Below are 23249 nucleotides of genomic sequence, written 5' to 3' on the forward strand. Positions count from 1 at the left end.
TTGCTGATAGTACTGTTGTGATACTAGTTACTAAGAAAATACGGTCTACGATAGCCAAAAATACCTTGTTGTAATAATTTTTGTGCATCATAACGGCTTTTACTGCCAAGTCCTTTTAATACAAAATTCAAACTAATACCTGAATCAAAAGTTGCTTGTTCTTGGCCTATTGATTGATTTAAATCTGTTTCAATTTGGCGGTGCCCAGTAATTTGGATAGCCCAACAGCATGATTCATACTGTAATCCGCTCAATACTTCGATACTTCTGTTGTTTTCAAGATCTCGATGATAGCTCGCAATAAATTGCCATTCGTCGCTAATAGGAATACTTGTAAATACACCTGCTTGCTCGATTGTATTTCCTGAGACATCATTTGCATAGCGATGGTTCAATTGTACTAGCTGATTATTATCACCTTTATAATCAAGCGTTACATTTGACTGTACCATTTGCTTGCCATCTGTATCGTATTGAATACCTCCAGCGAGGTACCAACGGCGGTGCCAATGTAACATGGTTTGAGCTGCAAATAGTGCATTATAATTAGTGTCTGAGTTTAAGCCTTGCTCTGTTGGCTTGGCATCGTCACTTAAATAAAATATTTGGCCAGCACTAAAATTAAATACTTCTTCTTGTTTTTTATCAAACAAGCGCGTTGTAGCACCTAACGTAAATTGATTCGCGGCTGCTATACGGTCAACACCCGAAAAGCGCACGTCTCTAAATAAACCATAATAATCGTCTTGTAGTTTGGTTGTATCAAACAAACCAATGTCTGATTGGTCTTTATTAGGCGTATATAAATATTGAATTTGAGGCTCTAGCGTTTGTATAGCATCTTCAAAAAAGTAAGATGCATCGCGCTCAAAATTAAGCTGAGAGTACAAACGTACTTTAGGGATAGTACGCGATACGGTGTCGCTGTACTGCGTGCCTGTTAAGTTTCCGCTTTGCTTATAATTAGTTTGCAGTAAGCTCACTTCAGATAAAAATGACCATGCATGCGTTGCATAGTTATAGCGTGCTTTAGGCTCTACGTGTACACGAGTTGCGCTGTCTATGGCCACTTCTGATGAATCATTAGTAAAATGGCTAATTTCACCTGACACACTAAAGTCAAAATTATCAAAACGCCATGGGGCAGTTTGCGTAAAATTAACTTGCGGTATAGCAGTGTAAGACTCTAAGTGATCGCCCAGTACTTCAAAGTTTTGTACTTTAATATCGGTGCGCCATGTTTCACCTAAATGAGTAAGTGAACCGGTACGATACAACTGAGTATCGGTTTTACTAGCATAATTTGAGCTTAAATCGGTGATGTAGTTATCATCGCTTACATTGGTTACATCAACGTTTGCGCGCCAGTTTTCACCTAGGTAGCTTTGTTGTTGCCAATGAAACATGTAGCGTTCATTCAAATCTGGCTCAGAATCATCACTATCTAAATATTCAATCCCTACTAAGCCTTCGTGTTGCTCTGTTAGGTATCTAAATTCGGTTTGTAATTGCAGCCCTTTGTTAGACATATAACGAGGCGTAATAGTGGCATCAAAATTAGGTGCAATATTTAAATAGTACGGCGTAATTGTTTCAAGGCCGTATTTGTCAGAGCTTGAAATAGTCGGGGTAAGTAAACCCGATTTACGGCGTTCATCCAGCGGAAATGTAAAATAAGGTAAATATAAAACCGGTGTATCGAGAATGCGTAATACGGCGTTATATGTTTCGCCCCAGCCTTCTTCGCGTGAAAGGTTTATTTCGTCAGCTTCAATTTCCCACACTGGGGTGTCACTTGGGCAAGTAGTAAAGCTTGCATTCATGAGTAATAGGCCAGACTGATTAACAGTAAGCTTTTCAGCGCCGCCTTTACCTTGTTGTTCGGTTAGGCTGTAGTCGGCGCCTAACAAACTGACTTCTGAATTATTTAAATCGGCATTTAATCCAGTGCTGTTAACTTTGCTTACGTAGTCTTGATAAGTGATTGGCCCCGTTGCATTTAATAAACCACGCTGTTTGTCTATCAACGCAGTTTGTGCGGACAAACTCATCTTAAGGGTGTTAATATCAACATTGCCGGTAAATTCAGCGCTTTGAGTGCCAAGTAGCTCTACATCATCAGCTTGAATATCAACTTCACCAAGGTTAAGGCCTTCAAGTGGTTGCCAAGCTCTGGTTTGCATTGAAATGCCACAAAGGTTGTGTGCCAGTTCAGTTTCGGCAAGCGATGGTGCGCTAACTACGCTTAGCATCAATATGCCCCAGGTTTTGCTCATTTATCGACCTTAATACTGTGTGTTTAATATAATATACACATAATAAAGGAAAATAATGGCAATTACAGTAATTGACCTAATTAACTTAGTGAAAAATAGATATCTTATAAAATGACACGCTTTGAGAATTTACAACAATTTATAAACACACAGCTTAATGCCAAGTCGCATACTTTAAACGCGATCACGGGTGATGCTAGCTTTCGCCGTTATTACCGTTTAAATCACGATAATAAGCATTTAATAGTGATGGACTCAGATCCGCAAAAAGTAAATAACGAACCTTACATTTCGCTAAATCAGGTGTTTGTTGAGCAAGGTTTTTTACTTCCTACTATTATTGCAAGTGATGAAAAGCAGGGCTTTTTTGTTCTGAGTGATTTAGGGAGTACGCACCTAGCTGACATGCTTGATGATGCAAACCGCACCGAGCACTATCAAGCACTAATTAGCTTAAGTGCTCAGTGGGCAAAAACGCCGGCAGCTTCTGCTATGCAAGCGTATAACGCAGATTTTATAAAACTAGAACTTGATATATTTAGCCAGTGGTTAGTGAGTGACTTTATTAATGAGTCACTAAGTGCAGAACAAAAAATAATGTGGCAAACAAGTTCAGATCTATTAATAAAGGCCATGCGTGAGCAACCTACTGTTACCGTTCATCGCGATTACCATAGCCGTAATATTATGAACAGTAACGGCCAGTGGGCAATTATAGATTATCAAGATGCTGTACGCGGGCCGCTTTGCTACGACTTGGTATCGCTACTGCGCGATTGCTACTTTAAACTGCCTCAACAAGAGTTAACAAGCTTGCTTGATTTTGCTTATCAAGAATTTACGGCTCAAAATTTACTGGTTAACACTTCATTCGATGAGTTTAAATATTGGTTTGATTTAACCGGATTACAGCGCCACTTAAAAGCTGCGGGTATATTTTGTCGATTATATTTGCGCGACGGTAAAACAGGTTATTTAGATAATATTTTACCGACGCTTGATTACATTATTGAAGTAGCGGCAAATTATCCAGAGCTTAAAGCATTGAGTGAGTGGACAAAAAATACCATAGTGCCCAAAGTGACTGAAAAGTTAGCAAAGGAGCGCTCATGAAAGCGATGATTTTAGCGGCAGGGCGCGGGCAACGTATGATGCCGCTTACGCAAAATATGCCAAAGCCAATGTTAAAAGTGGCAGAAAAACCACTTATTGAGCACCATATAAATAACCTTAAAGCTGCCGGCATTACTGACATTGTAATAAACCTTGCGTGGCAGGGTGATAAAATAAAAGACTACTTTAAAGATGGCAGCCAATTTGGTGTAAATATACTTTACAGCCAAGAAGTTGAAGGTGGCCTTGAAACAGCTGGCGGTATAATTGAAGCGTTACCGCTGTTGGGTGACTCGTTCATTGTAGTAAATGGTGATGTATACACCGATTATGATGTAAGTGCGCTAATGCAACTTCATTTACAGTCCGGTGAGGCGCACATAGTGTTGATAGAAAACCCGCCACATAATCCTAATGGCGACTTTGCGTTGAGCCATTTGTCGCCTGATAGTCAAAAATATACATTTTCGGGGATTGGCCGCTATCAGGCTGATTTTTTTAAAGGATTAACGCAAGGTATTTGCCCTTTAGGGCCTATTTTACGTGAAAAGCTAAATGAACATTTAGTCTCAACTGAGCTCTATATAGGGCAGTGGGATGATATTGGTACACCAGAGCGTTTAAACCAATTAAACAAGCGCCTTGAGGCGTAACAACTCAATTTTTTAAGAAGGCAGTATTATAGATGTGGGGAAAAATTCTCGGTTTTTGTTTTGGCTTTATGTTTGGCAAAATATTTGGTGCCATTTTAGGTTTATACCTAGGTCATTTATTTGATAAAAGCTTAAAAAATAACTTTGATAAAGCAGGTGGTTTTTCTAGCTTATTTAGTGGTGACGACGTGAATGAGCGCCAAGCTTTATTCTTTTCAAGCTGCTTTGCTGTTATGGGGCATATTGCCAAGTCGAATGGTCGTGTCAGCGAAGTACATATAAAAGCGGCTAACTTGTTTATGGATGAAATGGGCTTAAAAGGTGAAGAACGCCGCGAAGCACAACATGCATTTCAGTCAGGTAAAGAGAGCGACTTCTCACTTAAAGAAACAGTACACGATTTTAAAGAACGCTTTGCTAAACGAAACGATCTAATACAGTTGTTTTTAGAAATACAAATTCAAATGGCATTTTCTGACGGGGTATTAGCCGAACAAGAAAAGCAGCTATTAGCAGAAGTAAGTAAACAGTTAGGTATTTCTAAAACACGTTTTGCATTTGTATTAAAGCGCTACCAAGCAGAGTTTAACTTTAGAAAGCAACAGCAGCAATTTAATCAGCAGCAACAAAACCAAGGTCAAAGTAGTAGTTACCGTGAAGGTTCTGGGCACCATGTACCGCCAAATAATAACATGAACCGTGCGCAAGCATTGGCGTTATTAGGTTTAAATAGCGATGCAACGCAGCGTGATATAAAAGTAGCGTACCGTAAACTTATGTCGCAACACCACCCTGATAAGTTAGTGTCGCAAGGCCTACCAAAACACATGATGGAACTGGCTGTTAAAAAGAGCCAAGATATTCAAGCTGCTTATGAGTATTTAAAAAAGTCGGCGTAAAAAACCGTCTATTTCTTTTGTTAGGCGTGCGTGTTGATCGGGTTGATCGCGCAGGCCAAACAATTGGCGTTGGCGGTAATCAAATTTTGCATTTCGGTTAACCCAGCGCTGACGATTTTTAAGGCTCATTAAAATGTCTGTGCTGTCATTTGCGTAGTAAATATCAAGCAAGGCGGGTGCAACAAGTGATGCCGTTTGGCTCAAGCTTTCGTTACGCTTGGTATTAGGTAGATAACTGCTTAAACTTATAAACGCATCCAGTCTCTCATCTGGAAAATCTGCATAGTACTCCAACAACACACCCGCACTCGTGCCTTGTGCTATAACCACTATATTACTCGAATCTTCCATAGCGGTTTGATACAGCGCATTAAAACGAGAGATGAGATTTATTTTGTAGTTATCAAGTATGTCATCGGTTACTTTTTCAATTGCATTTACGTAATGAGGTTCTCCTTTTACTTTTGCAGGCTGCGATTGGGCGTTTGCTGTTGTGTCGGGTGATGCAGGTTCCTCGGCTTTACTAGGCGCAGCTTCGGTTTCGCTGGGCGTTGTTTTTGCCATTTTACTAGTTTGCCAATCAATGTCGGGCACTGTCATTGCGTAGGTACTGTAACCTAAATTATTAAGCTCTTTACGCAAGTAGTTCATGCCTGAGTTGTTGGTTGGGGTAGAGTGCCAGTCGGGTATAAGTAATACTACTCCTCTAAAATCAGCGCTCATATATTCGCTATAAAGACTTAAAAATTCTGTTTCACCCGCTAATATTGGTTTTATTTCATCGCTTGGAAGAAGTCGCTCAATGTCGCTCTTTTCAATACTTGATAGGCTAGGTGGGGCAATATGTTCCGCCGCGCTGATAGGGTTAGCTAAAAGTAGCGCACAGCTGAGCTGTATATAAAAAGCACCTTTTAAAAACCGTGAAAATAGCATAACGCACCTAACTAATGACAATTAGTTAGGTATCGGCAAAGTTATCTAAAAGTTTAATAATTTACGAAGTATTTGAGCCAGTTAAAATTCAGGCTCGGCTTCAAAAGTAAGTACTTGCTCAGTGGTTGGGTGCTTCAACTGCAGCATTTGTGCATGTAATTGTAAGCGAGGAGCGGCAGCAAGTGCCTCTTTATGGGCGTAAAGTCTATCACCTAAAATAGGATGACCCAGACTTAACATATGCACACGTAGTTGATGCGAGCGACCAGTGATAGGGGTTAGCTCTACACGGGTTGCATTTTCTTCACGCTCAAGTATTTTAAAATGCGTAAGCGAAGGTTTACCTCTGTCGTGATCAACCATTTGCTTAGGGCGATTAGGCCAATCACAAATAAGGGGTAAATCTACTGAGCCTGTTTCAGCTTCAAGTTGTCCGTATACACGTGCTATATAACGTTTGGCTGTTTCGCGCTCTTGAAACTGCATACTTAAATGTCTGTGCGCGGCTTTATTCATGGCAAGACAGAGTATGCCAGAAGTCGCCATATCTAAGCGGTGTACTATTCTCGCTGTTGGAAAAACACGATTAACGCGATTAATTAAGCTGTCGGCATGTTTAGGATCTTTACCTGGAACAGTTAATAACTCACTTGGCTTATTAACGATAAGTAAGTCGTCATCTTGGAAAAGTATTGTTAAATACGGATTCATAGGGGGATTGTAGTTAACTAACACGGCCGACCTTAGTGATTTTGAAGAGCGCTATTTTAGTAGGGCAAGCCAACAGGCTCAAGTAAAAGTTTGGCTATATTGTTTTAGTTAGGGCGTGTTGAACGTTGGTGGTTGAATTTGCAGTAGTATGTTTGGTTTTTAGGCAAGGCAGAGCCTATGTAGTGTGGTTATTCCCCATAATTAGGCGATAACGCAGCATAAATGCCAAACATGCTCTGCCCTTTGGGTTCTTTCTAGGGGCGATTAACTCTTTGTTGCTCGATTTTTACTTAGCCCACTAGGTTACAAACCTCGCGCCGCGATTAAATCGCCCCTAGATTGAACAAATTTCAATCCACAAAGTTCAACACGCCCTAGTATATCCAAACTTAGGCTCCTTTAAAGCGCTTTTATAGCTTAATTTCTTGAGTTGTTAATAGTCGATATTCACCGCTAGCCAAGTTTTCATCTAGGGTAACTCCCGCAATTTGCTCGCGATGTAGCTCAACTACTTTGTTGTCTACCGCGTAAAGCATACGCTTAACTTGATGATACTTACCTTCACTTATTGATAAACGCAGTCCGTAATTAGCAAGTCTCTCAGCTATAGCGGGGCGGGTTAAATCTTTTTCGTTATGCAGCATGACACCTGTTCGTAATTGCTCAAGTGCTTCATCGGTAATAGGCTCTTGAGTTTCGACTAGGTAGGTTTTAAATTTATTGCTTTTAGGTGACGTGATTTTATGTGACCAATCGCCATCATTAGTAATAATAACTAACCCTGTAGTATCTATATCAAGGCGACCTGCCACGTGAAAGTCGCTCATATTTGGCTCATCAAGTAAGTCAAAAACAGTTTTATGTAGCTCGTCACTGTTAGCACATACATAGCCAACAGGTTTATTTAGCATGTAATAGCGCTTACCTAAAAATACCAAAGGCGTACCTTGGTGCAGTACTTCATCTTGCTGGGCTAGCTGAAAATTATGTGATGTGATTACTTCGCCATTAACGCTTACTTCTTTTCGCTTAATACTCGCGCGGGCTTGCGTGCGCGGTATTTCAGCTAAGTGGCTAATAAACTTATCTAAGCGGCAAGGGAATTTCATTTTGGTTCACATTTTTAGTCGGCTACAATGGGCGCGATTATAGCCGATAGTGAAATACCATGACAGTGCACAGCACACAAATTTTAAGCCTTTACCAAGCAAAAGTAGACACGGGTGAACTGTGTTTTGATGCTGCGCAGCAAAATGCAGTGGAAGCTTTAAATACGCTAACCGAGCAACTTCAAGCTCACACATCATGGTGGCAAAAAGCGCCCTTAATAAAAGGCGTTTATTTATATGGACCCGTAGGACGAGGTAAGTCTATGTTGATGGATTTATTTTATAAAAACCTACCTACTGAGCAAAAGCAGCGGCTGCATTTTCATCATTTTATAGCGCAAGTGCATGCCCAACTTTCGCAGCTACAAGGTCAAAAAAATCCACTAATCCTAATTGCAAAACAGTGGGCTAAAAACATTCGTGTACTGTGTTTTGACGAGTTTTTTGTGAGCGACATTGGCGATGCTATGATCATGGCGAGATTGTTCAATGCGTTGTTTGAACAAGGTGTTGTGCTGGTGGCCACATCGAACGCAAAGCCAGAGCAGCTTTATTACAACGGCCTGCAACGAGCGCGATTTTTACCTACTATCGATTTAATTAATAGTCACTGCCATATAATTAGCGTGGCGGGGGAGGACGATCACCGCTTTAGATACGGTAAAAATAGTCGTCACTATTTTATTAATTTATCAAATCACGATTTTGAAAATGAGTTTTTAGTTTCTTATGCAGAGGTAACATATAAAAATACAATTAGTGTACATGGCCGCATTTTACCTTATTTATTAAAAGCAGATAACGCCTTGATGATTGATTTTATGGCGCTATGCTCAGGCCCGCGCAGTGCTAACGATTATATGTTTTTAGCAACGCAATTTGATGTGTTATATGTATCGAACGTGCCGCAAATGGGTGTTAAAGCAACGGGTAAAGTTATTGTTCACGGTATAGAAGATAGTTATCAACGCGAAAAACAAACGCTTGATGAGCACATCTTTGACGACGAAGCGCGGCGCTTTATTGCCTTAGTAGATGAGTTTTACGATTGCCATAAATTGCTGGTAATAAATGCGCAAACCGACATTGAACATTTGTATAAAGGTAAAAAACTGAGCTTTGAATATGCACGCACGCAATCGCGCATAGTCGAAATGCAAAATTGGTAACGCTTTAGTATATATTGTAAACGAGCTTGCTCACGTTGAAGCGTGAGCTTCTTTTTAGCCTCTTTGTGAACAAATCACTTAAGATCTTATTGCATATAGAAATTACGAGCTTTGCTCGTCACGCCAGCAAGCGCTGCGTCTACAAGTAAATGTAACCACGGCGTTAAACTTATCCTTCTTGGCGTACTATATTCTCAAGGGCGCGAATATTAGTAATTAAGTCTTGGCGCTCCGGGTTTGCTTGTAATGCTCTTCTAAGATGCTTGAGCGCACTCGAATAGTCTTTAGAATCAATCGCTATTTGCGATAACCCAAGCCATGCCGATAGTTGATAATCAGGTAGGGCTTGTGCACGAACATACATAAGTTTAGCTTGGGTAAGCTGATTTTTACTGCGATAAATACTCGCTAAACTAAGTAGGGCATCACCTAAATTCGGGCTTATTTTAAGTGCGTTATTTAAGCTGTTAAGAGCGCGCGTAGTATTACCTTGCTGCATAGCAAGTTGTGCACTGTATACAGAAAATTGAGCTTGTTCATCACGGGGTAGCTGCTTAGTTAATCTTTTTGCGCTGCCTATTAGCTCTTTAGCTAAATTCCATTTTTGCTCCGATACAAGCCAAGCTAGCGTTTGCATCGTGGTATTAATAACCTCAATTTGCTGTTTTTTATTTGCGTGTTTTAAACCTTGCTTTAATAAACTAACAGCGCGTTCAGTGCTGCCTTCACTTAAATGCAACTGGGCTGCTAAAAGCTGGTTGCTGGTATCTTTAGGGTTAAGTTTTAAGGCCACTTCAATAGCAGCAAGCGCCTGATTTTTGTGATCAAGCTGTAATGCTATTTGTGCACGTTGTAGCCAAAGTTCAGCTTTATCAGGGCTTTTATTAAGTAATTCTTTTAATAATGCATTTGCCTGATTTAAATCACCCGATTCAATTAACGCATACAATAGCCCTTGTTGGTATTGGCTTGTTTCAGGCGCTAGCATTAGCGCCTGGCGGTACGCCGCTACTGCGCTCCAAGGTTGGCTGTGCTGCACGTGTATATAAGCAAGTTGCGCATAACTTTGTGCGTCAGCTTGGCCAAGTTCAATACTGTGAACTAGGTGCGTTTGTGCTTTGGCATACTTTGCTTGTTGCATGTATAAAAGGCTTAAACCTTGATGTGCTTTTACTAAATCAGGTGAAGCTTTTAAACACGCTAGGTAAGCTAGTTCAGCGTTATTAAAGTCCTTTGTTGAAAGCAGTACTTGTGCACGTAATAAGTTTAAAGCAGTGCTATCTTGATTTATATCACGGCCTTTAAATAGCGCAGCGACTTCACTGTAATTACCGGCTTGTAATAGTGGTTGCACTTGGCGAGCAAAACCGCGCTCGGTCGGTTCAATAAGAACCTCTGTAGGGCCTAATAATTTATTATTTATAGCTAACTGCCATGTTGGATCGCTAGGCGATAAAGTTACTTTTAGTGGCGCACTTTTTAATGGTGTACTCACGGCGCTTGCATGCACGCTACTTACACCTAATAAAGGGAGTGAGCACATTAAAGTAGTGATAACTGCGCGAGTTAATGGTTTTAGCGTTTTAATTACGTTCATGTTTTTCATTTTAATAGGCTTAAGGTTTAAATTCGATTGGCCAAATAAAGCGAGCGCGTACGGTTTCACCTTCTTTTTTAGGTGCACTAAAGCGGCTTTGTTTAATAATTTTGTCGATAGCTGGTTTAAGTTCAGGGTATGGATTTTGTACTACCTCAATTAAACTTAACTTGCCACTTTCATCAATAAATACATCGAGTTTTACAGTAAATACATCAACACCTCGACGGGTTAAGCTTTTTGGTAAAACGGCCTTAACAGGAGTAAGCAAAGTTGGGAGACCATCGAGTTGATTTAAGCTAAATGCATCCCAATTTACACTCATTGATTGCCATTGTGGCGCGTTTACTTTTACGTTGGGTGTATCGGGTTTTACAATACTTAAATTGCTGGTGATCTTAATTTTTACGGCTTGAATAGACGCGCCTGCACCTTCTACCGATAAGCTTTGCATTGGCTCACTTGTTTGCTGTTGCGATATTGATGGTGGAGGAGGTGGTGGCAGTGCCACCATGGCAATTTCGCGCACAACTACTTTGTCTTTTATATGATGCTCTGCAAGTTGCCCAAGCCATAAAAGCAGTAATGCAGCGCTAAGTACAATTAAGCTAAGGCCAAATGCAAAAAGTGGATGGCGATTGTTTTTTGTTTTTTGAAGCGGGTTAATCGTGTGCATATTATTGCTTGGTCGCTAAGTTAACTTGCGCCGCGCCTGCCAGCTTTGCTTCGTCAATTACTTGAACAAGTAACTCAGTAGGTACTGTTTTATCAGCTTGAATAACCACAGGGCGTTGTTGCTGTTTTAACATTTGCTCGACACTACTACGCACGCCAGCAACACCAATTTGGCTACCATCAAAAAATACTTGTTGAGAGTCGGTTATTGCTAAAAATATAACTTGCTGCTCAAGACGACTGGCCGATACGGCTTGTGGTTTATCAACTTCAACGCCGCTTTCGCGTACAAATACGGTTGTAACAATAAAAAATATTAGCAATATAAATACCACATCAAGTAGTGGCGACATATCAATATGTTGCCCCGCTTCTTGCTCTAGCTTGTGCTTTAAACGTGATTGCATAGTGTTACCCTAACTGCTTACTTAATGTATGTAATTTAGGATTACGCTGAGAATACGCTAAATATGCTTGCATTAACCACGCAGGAATAGCGCACACAAGGCCCAATTGAGTTGTTAGTAATGCATCACCAATGGCGTCACTCATTAACTCGTTATGGCCCAGCGCCATTACTTTAAATGTATCAAGCAAACCAACAATGGTGCCTAATAAACCAAGTAGCGGAAGCGCTGCTGTTAAAATAGAGCTAACTTCTTGCCAATAACCTTTGCGCTGCGCTTGGTATTGTTTAAGGTGCAGTAGGTCATGAAAAATTAGCTGGTATACAAATAAAGCGAGTAAAAGAATACACCAGCAAATAGGGTTACTAACGATTTTCTCAAACATTGGTTTCTCCTTTTTCTAGTTGACTAAGCTGTAATCCAAAGCCTTCTAGTTGGCTGTAATACGCTTTTGCTTTACGCGATAGCAGTGCATTTAATACCAGAGCAGGTATGGCCACGACTAAACCCAATTCAGTTGTTATAAGTGCTTGTGCGATACCGCCCGATACAACTTCTGGGTCGCCTGAGCCAAACAAGGTCATCATTTTAAATGTTTCGATCATGCCGCTAACAGTACCTAACAAGCCAAGTAGTGGAGCTACCGCAGCTGTAACGGCAATAGCGCCAATAAAGTTATCGAGTTTATGCTTATCGTGAATTAACTGATTAAATAATTGATCGTCTCGTACTTGGCCTTTTTCGCTTTGCAGCGTTAAGTTAAATAACTGCTGCTGCATGCCTGCAAATTCACTGCTATTTTCAGCTTTAAAAAATTGCTGTAATTGCATTTGAGAGTGCATTTTAATTTTACTTAAACGCAGTAGTTGTGCGGCTTTTAATAGCGCAATAGTTAGTGCAAAGCAGGCAAACAAAATAATAGGGATAGCCCATAAGCCGCCTTTTTCTAAGTGTTCAAGCGGACTTTCTTGTTGAGCTTGGCTCGTGACTAAGTGCGTTAAACTAGGATCAAAAGTAAGTAATGTTGAGCCTGCACCATTTTGATTTAAAGTATTATCGAGTGGGTTATCGTTACTTGTTGATTGCACTAACGCTACTTTTAATGCATTAGATTCATCATCCAAATTTAATAAGCCCATAAGTTTAGGTGTTTGCGTACTAAACCATGCAACAGGACCTACTTGAAGGGTATTAGCTTGGCTTAATTCGCCATTACTGAGCACAATCGATTGCTTATTAAAGTGTGGGTAAAGTGCCTGTTCTTGATTATTAATTTGCGATATAACGCGGCTTAATAACTCGTTCTGATTATTAATCGACTCGTTACTGCTAGCACTATTGCTGGTATTTTGGCGCACAAAACGGCTAAGTAAGTTTAATTGGTATTGCTGCTGCTGTTGCCAAGTGTCTAATCGGGTTTGTAACTGATCGAGGCTTAACGTATTTTCGTCAGCTAGGCGGCGATTAACGGCTGCTTGCGCGCGTAATTTACTGAGCGATTGCTGCTTGGTAAAAATTTGCTTTGCAAGGGTAGCTTGCTCTTTTGAAATACTATTTTGAGTTTTATTTAGAGTACGTTGCGCTGTTTTAATATCACTTAAAATACTTTGTTTAGCATCATCACTGCTAGCTGCAAAAGAAATATTTGCACTAAAAAGTAACACTGTGGCGCTAAATGCTGCAATTATGCTGTTAGTAGCCATTATTTAGCCCCTTGCTGGTTTTTATTTACATAACTTAATATTGGGAGTGTTACCCAATCAGCAGCGCGCTTTTTTTGCTGTACAGCAATACCCAGTGCAACTTGCTCAGCATTAATACTTGGGTCAAATTCCCACTGCCAACCTAAGTCACTTGGAAAACCAATACCTACGTAACTTAAATCTTCACTTACAAACCATGCTTGAGCTGCACCTAAGTAAAGCTGCTTTACCCACACTTCTTGCCCGTCAGGGTGTTTAATAGCCATTTCGTGAATTGAAATACGTTGTTGAAAATCATTAAGTAGGGTCAGCATTTTTAGCGCTGTTTGTAATTTGTCAGTTGTACTGAGTTGTGAGTCGCTTAAATCACCAGTGTTTTTCCAACTACTTAAAAGTGGCGGAGGTAATTGCACTTGTAATGAAAGTAATTGCCCAGAAATACGTGCTAGTTGGTCGTTCAATTGCTGTTGATCATTTTCAAGTTCTGATTGCTGAGTAACAAGCTGTTCGCGTTTTTGGGTAAGCTCACTGGTGCTTTTTTTTCTTCGCTGATTAAGCTCGCTAAGTTGCTGCTGCTCAGCATTAAGAAGCGTTAAGGTTTGCTCCATGCTGCTTTTTTGTTCAAGCCAATGAGTATTTAATTCTGTGTTTTGATTTTCTATTTGTAGCCATTTATTAACGAGTTGTTCTAGCTCACTAACTGTGTCGGCTTTTACTGCCATGGTGCTACAAAGCGCGATAACTACGCTAATTGGTTTAATTAAGCTTCGCATTACTTAACAACAATCCTGAAAGTTACGACAAGTAATTACAAGGACGTAATTACTGTTAATTTTTGAGTGTGTATACAATATAGGAATTCACATGACAATGCAATTGATAACAGTTATCGTTTACATTGCGTTGTTTGAGTGGTAGGATTTCGCCGAAATTAAATATGTACCTTAAATTAACAATAGTTAAGTGCTTAATAAAAACTACGGAGTAACCATGAGTAAGCCATCGAATAAAGGAAATGCGTACGTGAAGCCAATTGCAGCGGTTGTTACAGCTACGCTTTCAACTTGGGCAAGTGCACAGGATGTTCAAGAACTATCGGTAACCAAAGCAGAAACTAAAACTGAGTCTAGCTATGTTGTAGAAAAATCAACGTCGCATAAATACACTCAACCGCTACTCGATACAGCTAAAACTGTAACGGTAATTAACCAAGCGGTAATGAAAGATAGAAACGTAGATAGCCTACGTGATGCTTTACGTAATGTTTCAGGTATTTCTTTAGCTGCAGGTGAGGGTGGCTCACCTACTGGCGATAGCATGTCGATTCGTGGTTTTAGTGCAACAAATGATATTTTTGTTGATGGTATTCGCGATGTTGCAGGTTACACACGTGATATTTACAACATTGAAGCCGTTGAAGTTGCAAAAGGCCCAGGCTCAGCAGTTTCTGGTCGTGGTGCAACAGGTGGTAGTGTTAATTTAGAAAGTAAAAAGGCGAAGTTAGACAACTTTAACGACGTTTCGCTACGTTTAGGCACAGAAAACGATTACCGTGGTCGTTTTGATACTAACATTCAAGTAAACGATACAAGCGCGCTACGTATAAACCTTCTTACTGATAAAGGTGATGTTGCAGGTCGCGACCATGTTGAAAATGAAACAAATGCTGTTGCGTTTGCATTTGCAACAGGACTTGGTACAAACAGCCGTTTTGATTTAAACCTAGAGTATCAACGCCAAGATAATTTACCAGATTACGGCATTCCGTGGGTTTACAGCGATACGCCTGTAGCTGAACTTGCAGATAGCGCGCGCTCACCTTCTCCTGTCGATTTTGATAACTTTTACGGTAATATTTACCGTGATTACGAAGATATTGAAGCCTACTCAACAACAGCTCGTTATGAGTATGATTTTTCTCAAAATACTACATTACGTGTGCAAGGTCGTTTAGGTAAAGTTAAGCGTGAGTCAGTAACAACTGCACCGCGTTATTTCTCGGTTACAACAGACACTGATATTACCTTTGCAGATGAAAAAACACGTGATACAGAAAATTCACTTGCTGCACTTCAAGTTGATTTAATTGGTAACTATGAGTTTGCTGGCTTTACTCATGATGTTGTAGTGGGTGCTGAACTTGCAAATGAAACGTTTACACGTCATAACTTTGTTGCAACTACACCTGATAACCTAATTGAAGATGGAATACGCAACGACTTATACAACCCTGACGCAACAATTGCATTTACGGGTGTGTATGGCCGTGACGGTACGAGCATTGAAGCTAAAGCTAAAAACCAAGCTATTTATGCATTTGATACAGTAACACTTAACAAGCAATGGGAAGTTACGGGCGGAATTCGCTTTGATAGCTTTACTACGGATTACCATAACGATTACGCTAACCCAAGTGCTTTAATTTCTACAAGTGACGATTTATTTAGCTGGAATGCAGCAGTAGTTTATAAACCAGCAGAAAATGGCAGTGTATATTTAGGCGCAGGTAATTCATTTAACCCATCGGCTGAAGGGCTAACGGTATCTACGCGTTCAAATGCAGCTGATTTAGACGCAGAAGAAAGCCGCAGTTATGAATTAGGAACTAAATGGAGCCTAATGGATGGTCGCCTGCAAACTAATGCTGCACTTTTCCGTACTGAAAAAACCAATGCCCGTACTGATGACCCATTTGCAGATAGCTCAAGTGACGAAATACTCGGTGGTGAACAGCGCGTACAAGGCTTAGAGCTTTCAGCAACTGGCCTAATTACTAAAGAGTGGACTGTAATTGCTTCATACACTTACCAAGATAGCGAAGTAACTAAAGCATTAGGCGACGACGCAACTCAAATTGGTAACGAGCTTGCACGTACACCTAAAAATAGCGCAAGTGTTTGGACTACATACGATATGTCGGATAAGTTATCGTTTGGTTTAGGTGCGCAATATGTAGGTGAGCGTTACAACGGCACTACGTCAACACGCTCTCGTGCGCCAGGTTATACTATTTTTGACCTGATGGTTGCATATGACATATCAAAAGATTTGAGCCTGCAGTTTAATGGTGAAAACTTAGGTGATAAAGATTACGTGGATCAGTTAGGTGGTGGACACTTTGTACCAGGTGATGGTCGTAAGTTTAGTTTAACAGCGAGCTATTCTTTCTAAGAGTAAAATAAGTACGGCATAAAAGGGCAGAGTTAACTCTGCCCTTAATTATTTGATGAAAATGTGAGAGGGCGCACATGCTAGTTAAAATTCCAGAGCTATTAACGAAAGAAGAAGTGGCTTATTGTCATGAGGTTTTGCTTAAAGCCCAGTGGGCCGATGGCAGTATTACCGCAGGGCATCAATCAACCAAAGCAAAAAATAACTTACAGCTACCTGAAAATAGCCCTGAATGCCAAGAGCTTGGCGACATTATAATGGCAGCACTTGCGCGCAGTAATTTGTTTATGTCGGCGGCGCTTCCTGCAAAAATTTTCCCTCCGCTTTTTAACTGTTATCAAGGTGGGCAATCGTTTGGTGTGCATGTAGATAATGCGATTAGACAAGTGCCGGGCACGCCAGTAAAAATCCGTACAGATGTATCAATGACCTTATTTATTAATGACCCCGAAGATTATGAGGGCGGTGAACTTGTTATTGAAGACACTTATGGCTCACATAGTGTAAAGCTGCCAGCAGGTAGTATGGTGTTGTACCCTTCAACGAGTTTACATCGTGTAATGCCTGTAACGAGTGGGCGTAGATTAGCCTCATTCTTTTGGTTACAGAGCATGGTAAACAGCGACGAAAAACGTGGTTTGTTATTTGATTTAGATATGTCGATTCAAAGTTTGCGCAGCAAAGTAGAAGATAGCCCAGAGATTATTCAATTAACAGGGGTTTATCATAACTTGCTAAGACAGTGGGCGCAGACATAAAAAATAGTTGTTGTTAGATATTAGATATTAGATATAAGTAACTAAATATAAGTAATTAAAAGCTGCGCTTTTCGCGTGAGCAAGCTTCATGCCTACAGTCAAAATTTAACGCTGTGGTTAAATTACTTGTAGACGCCCAGCTTGCTAGCGTGACGAGCGAAGCTCGTAATTTATATGCTTTGGTCTCTTCTCATTTACTCCTCTTTGTGAAATAAGATTTTAAGTGATTTATTCACAAAGAGGTTAAGAGGGCGCTGTGCTTTAGAGAAGCCAAAAAGTAGGTAACAATCAGTTTTAATAATTAAAAGCTGCGCTTTTCGCGTGAGCAAGCTTCATGCCTACAGTCAAAATTTAACGCTGTGGTTAAATTACTTGTAGACGCCCAGCTTGCTAGCGTGACTAGCGAAGCTCGTAATTTATATGCTTTGGTGTCTTCTCATTTACTCCTCTTTTAGTTCTCTTTGTAAATAAGATTTTAAGTGATTTATTCACAAAGAGATTAAGAGGGCGCTGCGCTTTAGAGAGCCAAAAGTAGGTAACAATCAGTTTGAATATTAAAAGCTGCGCTTTTCGCGTGAGCAAGCTCTACTCCTACGACGCAGCCACAAATTGAATTCGGTGTTTAAGATACTCGGTATGCGCGGCTCGATACCGCGGACTTATTTTAAGGGCGAAGCTTTTTTTAATTAACCTTTATAACCATTTGGGTTATTTGACTGCCAACGCCACGTATCTTGCATCATTTCGTCTATACCGCGTACTGCTTCCCAACCAAGTTCATTAAGTGCTTTTTCTGGTGCGGCATAACACGCTGCAATATCACCAGGGCGGCGAGGCGAAACCTGATAGGGAACGGCCTGATCGCTTGCTTTGATAAATGCATTAACCATTTGTAGTACAGAATACCCGTTACCAGTACCTAGGTTATAAACTAATGCACCCGTACTGCTGGCAATTTTATTAAGCGCTTTTAAATGCCCAATAGCTAAATCTACAACGTGGATGTAGTCGCGCACGCCTGTGCCATCAACTGTGTCGTAGTCATCACCAAATACAGCGAGTTGCTTTAATTTACCTACCGCTACTTGTGCGATAAACGGTAAAAGGTTATTTGGGATACCATTAGGATCTTCACCAATTAAGCCCGACTCATGTGCACCCACTGGGTTAAAGTAACGCAAAATAGCAAACGCAAAGCGCTCATCTGATTTAGCGATATCTTGTAGCATCATCTCAACCATTAACTTAGATGTGCCGTAAGGGTTAGTAGTACCACCTACAGGGAAGTCTTCTTTAATTGGTAAGCTTGCAGGGTCGCCGTATACCGTGGCTGACGAGCTAAATACTAACTTAAATACGCCTGCGTCGCGCATTGCATCAACAAGCGTAAGCGTACCTTGTACATTGTTTTGATAGTACTCAACAGGCTTTGCAACCGACTCGCCCACTGATTTTAAACCCGCAAAATGTATAACACTATCAACTGTGTGTTTTGCAAATACTGAATCTAAAAAGGGTTTATCGAGAATATCGCCTTGGTAAAAAGTGGCTTCTTTGCCTGTAATATTCTTTACGCGCGCAAGTGATTCTTGTGATGAGTTACTTAAATTATCAATAACAACAACATCGTTACCTTGCTGTAAAAGTTCTAAAACAGTGTGCGAGCCAATATAGCCTGCGCCACCGGTTACTAAAATAGTCATGAAAGCTCCGTGGGTACCTTTTATCAATTAAGCTAATTTCACCATAAATTGAGATGGTTTACATGCTTTATCTGTGACTTTTATTATTTACAGTAAATCATGATATTTATATGAATTAATATTAATAATTTTGATTACATTTCGCTCGCTATAAGTAACACTTTATACGTAAGATTAAGTTATAGTTAATAAACAAGTGCTAAACTGGGTTTAGTAATAGCTAATGCTAGGTTTATTCCAATCTACACCTTTGTGATTGGTCTACCTCTTTGGAGAAAGATATGAATTTAGTTAAAAAAATAGCAGCAACAATGTGTATCGCATTGCCTGCACTTGCCCATGCGGGCGAGTCTGTTGTTAAATGGCATGACTTTAATGATTATCGTGATGTGCGAGCGTCAAATCAAACTAAGAGCTCATATCACAAAAGTGTGGCAGCAAGTTTCGAAAAGCATATGGCTAAACTAGCCGAACAATTGCCAAAAGATTATAAATTAAACGTAGAGTTTACTGATTTAGATTTAGCGGGTGATGTGCGTTATGGCGGTATGGATGAAATTCGTGTAGTGAAACCCATTTATTTTCCACGCATTAAGCTAGATTATTCGTTAACCGATAAAGACGGTACAGTTCTAAGTAAAGATACTGATGTGGAGCTTAAAGATATGGGCTTTATGGATAAAATTAAAATGGGCCGCGACGAATCATTCTATTACGAAAAACGCTTACTAACAGAGTGGTTTGGTGAACAAATATTACCAAGTTTAGATTAACTTAAAATAGTAATGCCGCTAAATAGCGGCATTTTTTTAAGCTGATTATATTACTTAAAAGTAGCTAACAGCGTTAGTATTTGCTGTAACTTAATAACGGTTGTTTTAAGCTTTTCTTCATCAAAACCATCGTTAGATAAGCTTTCTACGTCAGCGGCTACATCAAGAACATAAGGCTTAAAACGTTTAGCTTCAAAGCTAAAACCGGCATCTTGTGCAAATAAGGCTTTAAATTTGCCATGGCCTTGTTGTTGTAATTCGTCTAATTTTTTATCGGCATCAAGTGCCTGACGATAAACAATTTTTAAGTTAGTGTTGAGTTGTTCAATAATAGAATCCATGGTTTTCCTAAAGCTTTGTGCTGCATGGCCGACATAATACGTGGATTACATTTAAAAGTCAGGTTGATTAAGGCTTATAATTATGAATATATCAGGTGGAAATTTACCAGCTATGTCTGGTTCAGGCCAAGGCAGTGAGCTTTACACTGCTGCTTTGTCTAAAAAACAGCAATTAGCTGATGGCGCTGCGGCGCTTGCACTTATTGAAGGTGCAGCGCAATCGTCAAGTGCGCAAACACCGGCTAAATCGGCGACTGCATCACTGGGTAACAACGTAAATATATATGTTTAAATGCTGCTTTAAATTAGCTTAAGGTCGATAGGTGTTTTACTTTTTTGACCACCGATTTCTCTTACTAATTTAGGCACTAAAAATCCAGGCAGAGCTTTTAATAGCTCTGCCATTATTTCAATTGCTTGCGCTTCATTAATATCAAAGTGGCTGGCCCCTTCAACTTTATCTAGCAAATACAAATAATACGGTAATACGTCTGCGTCAAATAACGCTTCGCTTAAATTTATTTGTGCATCGAGCGTATCATTCACATCTTTTAAAATTACAGCTTGGTTTAGAAGCGCTACGTTTGCTTGTTTAAGCTTTTGCATAGCGGCTTTAAAATCAGCGTCTATTTCGTTTGCGTGGTTTATGTGATTAATAAAAATAATTTTTAATGGCGATTTTGCTAATCGTTCACATAACTCATCGGTCACTCGCGCAGGTATAACTACTGGTAAACGGCTATGAATTCGCATTCGTTTAATTTGTGGTAATTGCTCAAGTTCATCTAAAAACCAGCTTATTGCATCGTCCTTGGCCATGAGTGGATCGCCACCACTTAAAATCACTTCGTTTATATTGGCATCTGATTTTATGTAGCTCAGTGTTTCTAGCAGGCTTTTTTTATTAAGCTGGTTTTCTTGATACGGAAAATGCCTTCTAAAGCAGTAACGACAATTTACAGCACAGCCGGTTTTAAACATCACTAAAACACGTGATTTATACTTATGTAAAAGGCCTGGTTGGTCGTTATCTTGCTCAAGTAGAGGATCTTTATTAAAACCCGATTTAGTCAAAAATTCTTGATGGCGTGGCATAACTTGTAGCAAAAGAGGATCGTTTGGATCGCCTTTGCGTATTTTTTTTATAAAAGGGATAGGCACACGTACCGGAAATAAACTACGGGCTTTTAGGTCGTTTTCATGGACTTGGCTCGATAAACCGACCATTTCAAGCAAGGTTTTTGGGCAGGTAACTACATTTGCTAATTCTTTTTGCCAGTTTTTATGCAAATTTGCTTCATTTCTTTGTATCATTGGCATGTAGATTACTCGAAAAAATATAAATAGAGGAAACGATGGCGAATTATAGCACCAACGAGTTCAAGGGCGGCCTAAAAATTATGATGGACGGCGAGCCTTGCAGTATCTTAGAAAATGAAATGGTAAAACCTGGTAAAGGCCAGGCGTTTAACCGTGTTCGTATCCGTAAACTTATCTCTGGTAAGGTGCTTGAAAAAACCTTTAAATCGGGTGAATCAGTTGAAGGTGCTGATGTAATGGATACTGATTTAGCGTATCTATATACAGATGGCGAATTTTGGCATTTCATGAACAACGAAACATTTGAGCAAATTGCTGCTGACGAAAAAGCACTAGGCGATTCAGTAAAATGGTTAGTTGAAAATGATTTATGCACAATTACATTATGGAATGGCAGCCCTATTGCTGTTACACCACCTAACTTTGTTGAGCTTGAGATCACTGAAACAGATCCTGGCCTTAAAGGCGATACAGCGGGTACTGGTGGTAAACCAGCAACGCTTAGCACAGGTGCTGTAGTACGAGTTCCATTGTTCGTACAAATTGGCGAAGTAATTAAAGTAGACACCCGTAACGGTGAATACGTAAGCCGTGTTAAGTAAGCTTTAACATTGTTTATAAAATCCCAGCTTACGCTGGGATTTTTTTTGGAGAAAATATGTCAGCAGATCTTTGGGCCCCAAGCGCAAGCATTGAAACACTAAAACAACGCGCAGCGATATTACGTCGCATTCGTGAATTTTTTTATGCACGTGATGTTTTAGAAGTAGAAACGCCAAGCTTAAGTGCTGCCAGTGTAACCGATGTGCACTTAGCTAGTTTTAATACCACATTTGTAGGTCCAGGGCATGCTGGTGGGCTTCCTTTATTTTTACAAACATCTCCAGAGTTTGCCATGAAACGCTTGTTAGCAGCAGGCTCAGGCGCTATTTTTCAGCTTTGTAAAGCATTTAGAAATGAAGAAGCGGGTAGTCATCACAATCCTGAATTTACTATGCTGGAATGGTATCGCCCAGGCTTTGATGAATTTGCACTTATGGATGAAATGGATGAGCTTATGCAGCTTGTTTTAGGTGTCGAGCCTGCAACTAGACTTACTTATCAAGAAGCGTTTGAACAAGCACTCGGACTTGACCCGCTAACCGCAAATATAGAGCAATTAAGGCAGCTTGCTTGTGAGCAGGGGTTTGCTGATATAGCCCAAAATGAAACGCATAAAGATACCTTACTGCAATTATTATTTTGTATGAAAGTAGAGCCAACAATAGGGCAGGCTAAGCCATGTTTTGTGTATCATTTTCCAGCTTCTCAAGCGGCACTTGCTCAAATTTGTGAACACGATGAGCGAGTAGCAGGGCGCTTTGAGCTTTATTACAAAAATATGGAATTGGCTAACGGCTTCAACGAACTGACAAATGCTAGTGAGCAAGCTAAACGTTTCAATGAAGATAATGCATACCGCGCTGAAAACGGTTTAAAGCAAGTACCAATGGATACACGTTTAATTAAAGCGCTGGAGCATGGATTACCACAGTGCGCTGGTGTTGCTTTGGGGATTGATAGGTTGATAATGCTTGCAACAAACAAAGAGAAAATTAAAGACGTAATAGCGTTTGATGTGCAAATAGCGTAATGCTTGGCCTGCAGGTGCAGAGCTTGCTGGCGCGTTAAAGCGAAGCTTTAAGGTCTTTTTATTTGGTTAGTTTAAAGTAATAAGAAGCTTCGCTTCTCACGTGAGAAAGCTCGACGGCTACAACACAGCCATAAAATTGAACTCGGTGCTATGAATTCTCTGTAGGCGTTCAGCTTGCTGGCGCGTTAAAGCGAAGCTTTAAGGTCTTTTTATTTGGTTAGTTTAAAGTAATTAGAAGCAGCGCTTCTCACGTGAGCAAGCTCGACGTCTACCACATGTTTTATTGTTACTTATTTGATGTGCAA

Annotated in this window: 23 protein-coding genes; 10 read left to right on the top strand and 13 right to left on the bottom strand. The window is 40.1% G+C overall.

Going from position 1 to position 23249, the window contains the following annotated elements; genetic code table 11:
• Window positions 1-23: 23 nt before the first annotated feature.
• On the bottom strand, window positions 24-2276 hold the full coding sequence (gene lptD / locus L656_RS0118600; protein WP_024592325.1) for an LPS assembly protein LptD: 2253 nt from the start codon (window positions 2274-2276) through the stop codon (window positions 24-26).
• Between the two features lie 111 nt (window positions 2277-2387).
• Here lptD and L656_RS0118605 point away from each other — a divergent pair, with 111 nt between their 5' ends.
• From L656_RS0118605 to djlA, 3 genes are read left to right on the top strand one after another with little or no spacing between them, the layout of a single operon-like run.
• Window positions 2388-3389 carry an aminoglycoside phosphotransferase family protein gene (locus L656_RS0118605; RefSeq protein WP_024600314.1) on the top strand — a complete coding sequence of 334 codons (1002 nt, stop codon included), beginning with the start codon at window positions 2388-2390 and terminating at the stop codon, window positions 3387-3389.
• Entirely contained in the window at window positions 3386-4042 is a 657-nt protein-coding gene (murU, locus tag L656_RS0118610) for an N-acetylmuramate alpha-1-phosphate uridylyltransferase MurU (protein WP_024600315.1), read from the top strand. Before L656_RS0118605 ends, murU begins: the two co-directional genes overlap by 4 nt.
• A gap of 32 nt (window positions 4043-4074) precedes the next feature.
• Window positions 4075-4941 carry a co-chaperone DjlA gene (gene djlA, locus L656_RS0118615; protein WP_024600316.1) on the top strand — a complete coding sequence of 289 codons (867 nt, stop codon included), beginning with the start codon at window positions 4075-4077 and terminating at the stop codon, window positions 4939-4941.
• Here the strand turns inward: djlA and L656_RS0118620 are convergent.
• The 3 genes from L656_RS0118620 to rsuA form a co-directional block, all read right to left on the bottom strand.
• Window positions 4924-5874 (bottom strand): DUF3530 family protein, encoded by a 951-nt coding sequence (locus L656_RS0118620; protein WP_024600317.1) that lies wholly within the window; start codon window positions 5872-5874, stop codon window positions 4924-4926. The two genes, djlA and L656_RS0118620, sit on opposite strands and share 18 nt — an antisense overlap.
• Before the next feature lie 81 nt (window positions 5875-5955).
• Window positions 5956-6609, bottom strand: coding sequence for a bifunctional tRNA pseudouridine(32) synthase/23S rRNA pseudouridine(746) synthase RluA (gene rluA, locus L656_RS0118625; protein ID WP_024600318.1), 654 nt, complete (start codon window positions 6607-6609; stop codon window positions 5956-5958).
• 386 nt (window positions 6610-6995) lie between these two features.
• Complete coding sequence (rsuA, locus tag L656_RS0118630; RefSeq protein WP_024600319.1) at window positions 6996-7694, bottom strand: 16S rRNA pseudouridine(516) synthase RsuA; 699 nt, start codon at window positions 7692-7694, stop codon at window positions 6996-6998.
• 59 nt (window positions 7695-7753) lie between these two features.
• Here rsuA and zapE point away from each other — a divergent pair, with 59 nt between their 5' ends.
• Window positions 7754-8863, top strand: coding sequence for a cell division protein ZapE (gene zapE / locus L656_RS0118635; protein ID WP_024600320.1), 1110 nt, complete (start codon window positions 7754-7756; stop codon window positions 8861-8863).
• A 169-nt stretch (window positions 8864-9032) separates the two neighbouring features.
• Here the strand turns inward: zapE and L656_RS0118640 are convergent, their stop codons facing one another.
• Genes L656_RS0118640 through L656_RS0118665 form a run of 6 tightly spaced genes read right to left on the bottom strand, consistent with a single transcriptional unit; the run spans window position 9033 to window position 14018 of the window.
• The gene (locus L656_RS0118640; RefSeq protein WP_024600321.1) at window positions 9033-10460 is read right to left on the bottom strand and encodes a tetratricopeptide repeat protein; all 1428 of its coding nucleotides are present in this window, start codon (window positions 10458-10460) and stop codon (window positions 9033-9035) included.
• A gap of 19 nt (window positions 10461-10479) precedes the next feature.
• On the bottom strand, window positions 10480-11136 hold the full coding sequence (locus L656_RS0118645) for an energy transducer TonB (RefSeq protein ID WP_024600322.1): 657 nt from the start codon (window positions 11134-11136) through the stop codon (window positions 10480-10482).
• A gap of 1 nt (window position 11137) precedes the next feature.
• Window positions 11138-11542 (bottom strand): ExbD/TolR family protein, encoded by a 405-nt coding sequence (locus tag L656_RS0118650; protein ID WP_010555259.1) that lies wholly within the window; start codon window positions 11540-11542, stop codon window positions 11138-11140.
• A 4-nt stretch (window positions 11543-11546) separates the two neighbouring features.
• Window positions 11547-11927, bottom strand: coding sequence for a MotA/TolQ/ExbB proton channel family protein (locus L656_RS0118655; protein WP_002960812.1), 381 nt, complete (start codon window positions 11925-11927; stop codon window positions 11547-11549).
• Window positions 11920-13245 carry a MotA/TolQ/ExbB proton channel family protein gene (locus L656_RS0118660; RefSeq protein WP_024600323.1) on the bottom strand — a complete coding sequence of 442 codons (1326 nt, stop codon included), beginning with the start codon at window positions 13243-13245 and terminating at the stop codon, window positions 11920-11922. The genes L656_RS0118655 and L656_RS0118660 overlap by 8 nt, the downstream gene beginning before the upstream one ends.
• Window positions 13245-14018, bottom strand: a complete 774-nt coding sequence (locus tag L656_RS0118665; RefSeq protein WP_024600324.1) for a DUF3450 family protein — start codon at window positions 14016-14018, stop codon at window positions 13245-13247. Before L656_RS0118665 ends, L656_RS0118660 begins: the two co-directional genes overlap by 1 nt.
• A gap of 217 nt (window positions 14019-14235) precedes the next feature.
• Between L656_RS0118665 and L656_RS0118670 the strand changes: the two genes are divergently transcribed.
• Complete coding sequence (locus tag L656_RS0118670) at window positions 14236-16416, top strand: TonB-dependent receptor (RefSeq protein WP_024600325.1); 2181 nt, start codon at window positions 14236-14238, stop codon at window positions 16414-16416.
• A 77-nt stretch (window positions 16417-16493) separates the two neighbouring features.
• Window positions 16494-17174: a Fe2+-dependent dioxygenase gene (locus L656_RS0118675; RefSeq protein WP_007585050.1), complete on the top strand. Its 681-nt coding sequence runs from the start codon at window positions 16494-16496 to the stop codon at window positions 17172-17174.
• 686 nt (window positions 17175-17860) lie between these two features.
• On the opposite strand, the gene galE is transcribed toward L656_RS0118675, so the two are convergent.
• Entirely contained in the window at window positions 17861-18877 is a 1017-nt protein-coding gene (galE, locus tag L656_RS0118690; RefSeq protein ID WP_024600327.1) for a UDP-glucose 4-epimerase GalE, read from the bottom strand.
• Window positions 18878-19158: 281 nt separating this feature from the next.
• Between galE and L656_RS0118695 the strand changes: the two genes are divergently transcribed.
• The gene (locus L656_RS0118695) at window positions 19159-19650 is read left to right on the top strand and encodes a DUF3016 domain-containing protein (RefSeq protein WP_024600328.1); all 492 of its coding nucleotides are present in this window, start codon (window positions 19159-19161) and stop codon (window positions 19648-19650) included.
• Window positions 19651-19700: 50 nt separating this feature from the next.
• On the opposite strand, the gene L656_RS0118700 is transcribed toward L656_RS0118695, so the two are convergent.
• Window positions 19701-19991, bottom strand: coding sequence for a hypothetical protein (locus L656_RS0118700; protein ID WP_002960798.1), 291 nt, complete (start codon window positions 19989-19991; stop codon window positions 19701-19703).
• Between the two features lie 82 nt (window positions 19992-20073).
• Between L656_RS0118700 and L656_RS0118705 the strand changes: the two genes are divergently transcribed.
• On the top strand, window positions 20074-20283 hold the full coding sequence (locus L656_RS0118705) for a hypothetical protein (RefSeq protein ID WP_024600329.1): 210 nt from the start codon (window positions 20074-20076) through the stop codon (window positions 20281-20283).
• A gap of 8 nt (window positions 20284-20291) precedes the next feature.
• Here the strand turns inward: L656_RS0118705 and epmB are convergent, their stop codons facing one another.
• Window positions 20292-21305, bottom strand: a complete 1014-nt coding sequence (gene epmB / locus L656_RS0118710; protein ID WP_033037183.1) for an EF-P beta-lysylation protein EpmB — start codon at window positions 21303-21305, stop codon at window positions 20292-20294.
• 41 nt (window positions 21306-21346) lie between these two features.
• Between epmB and efp the strand changes: the two genes are divergently transcribed.
• Window positions 21347-21913, top strand: a complete 567-nt coding sequence (efp, locus tag L656_RS0118715; RefSeq protein ID WP_010555265.1) for an elongation factor P — start codon at window positions 21347-21349, stop codon at window positions 21911-21913.
• 56 nt (window positions 21914-21969) lie between these two features.
• Complete coding sequence (epmA, locus tag L656_RS0118720) at window positions 21970-22944, top strand: elongation factor P--(R)-beta-lysine ligase (RefSeq protein WP_024600331.1); 975 nt, start codon at window positions 21970-21972, stop codon at window positions 22942-22944.
• Window positions 22945-23249: the final 305 nt, after the last annotated feature.

The organism is Pseudoalteromonas sp. TAE56 (assembly GCF_000497955.1).
Classification (GTDB): domain Bacteria; phylum Pseudomonadota; class Gammaproteobacteria; order Enterobacterales; family Alteromonadaceae; genus Pseudoalteromonas.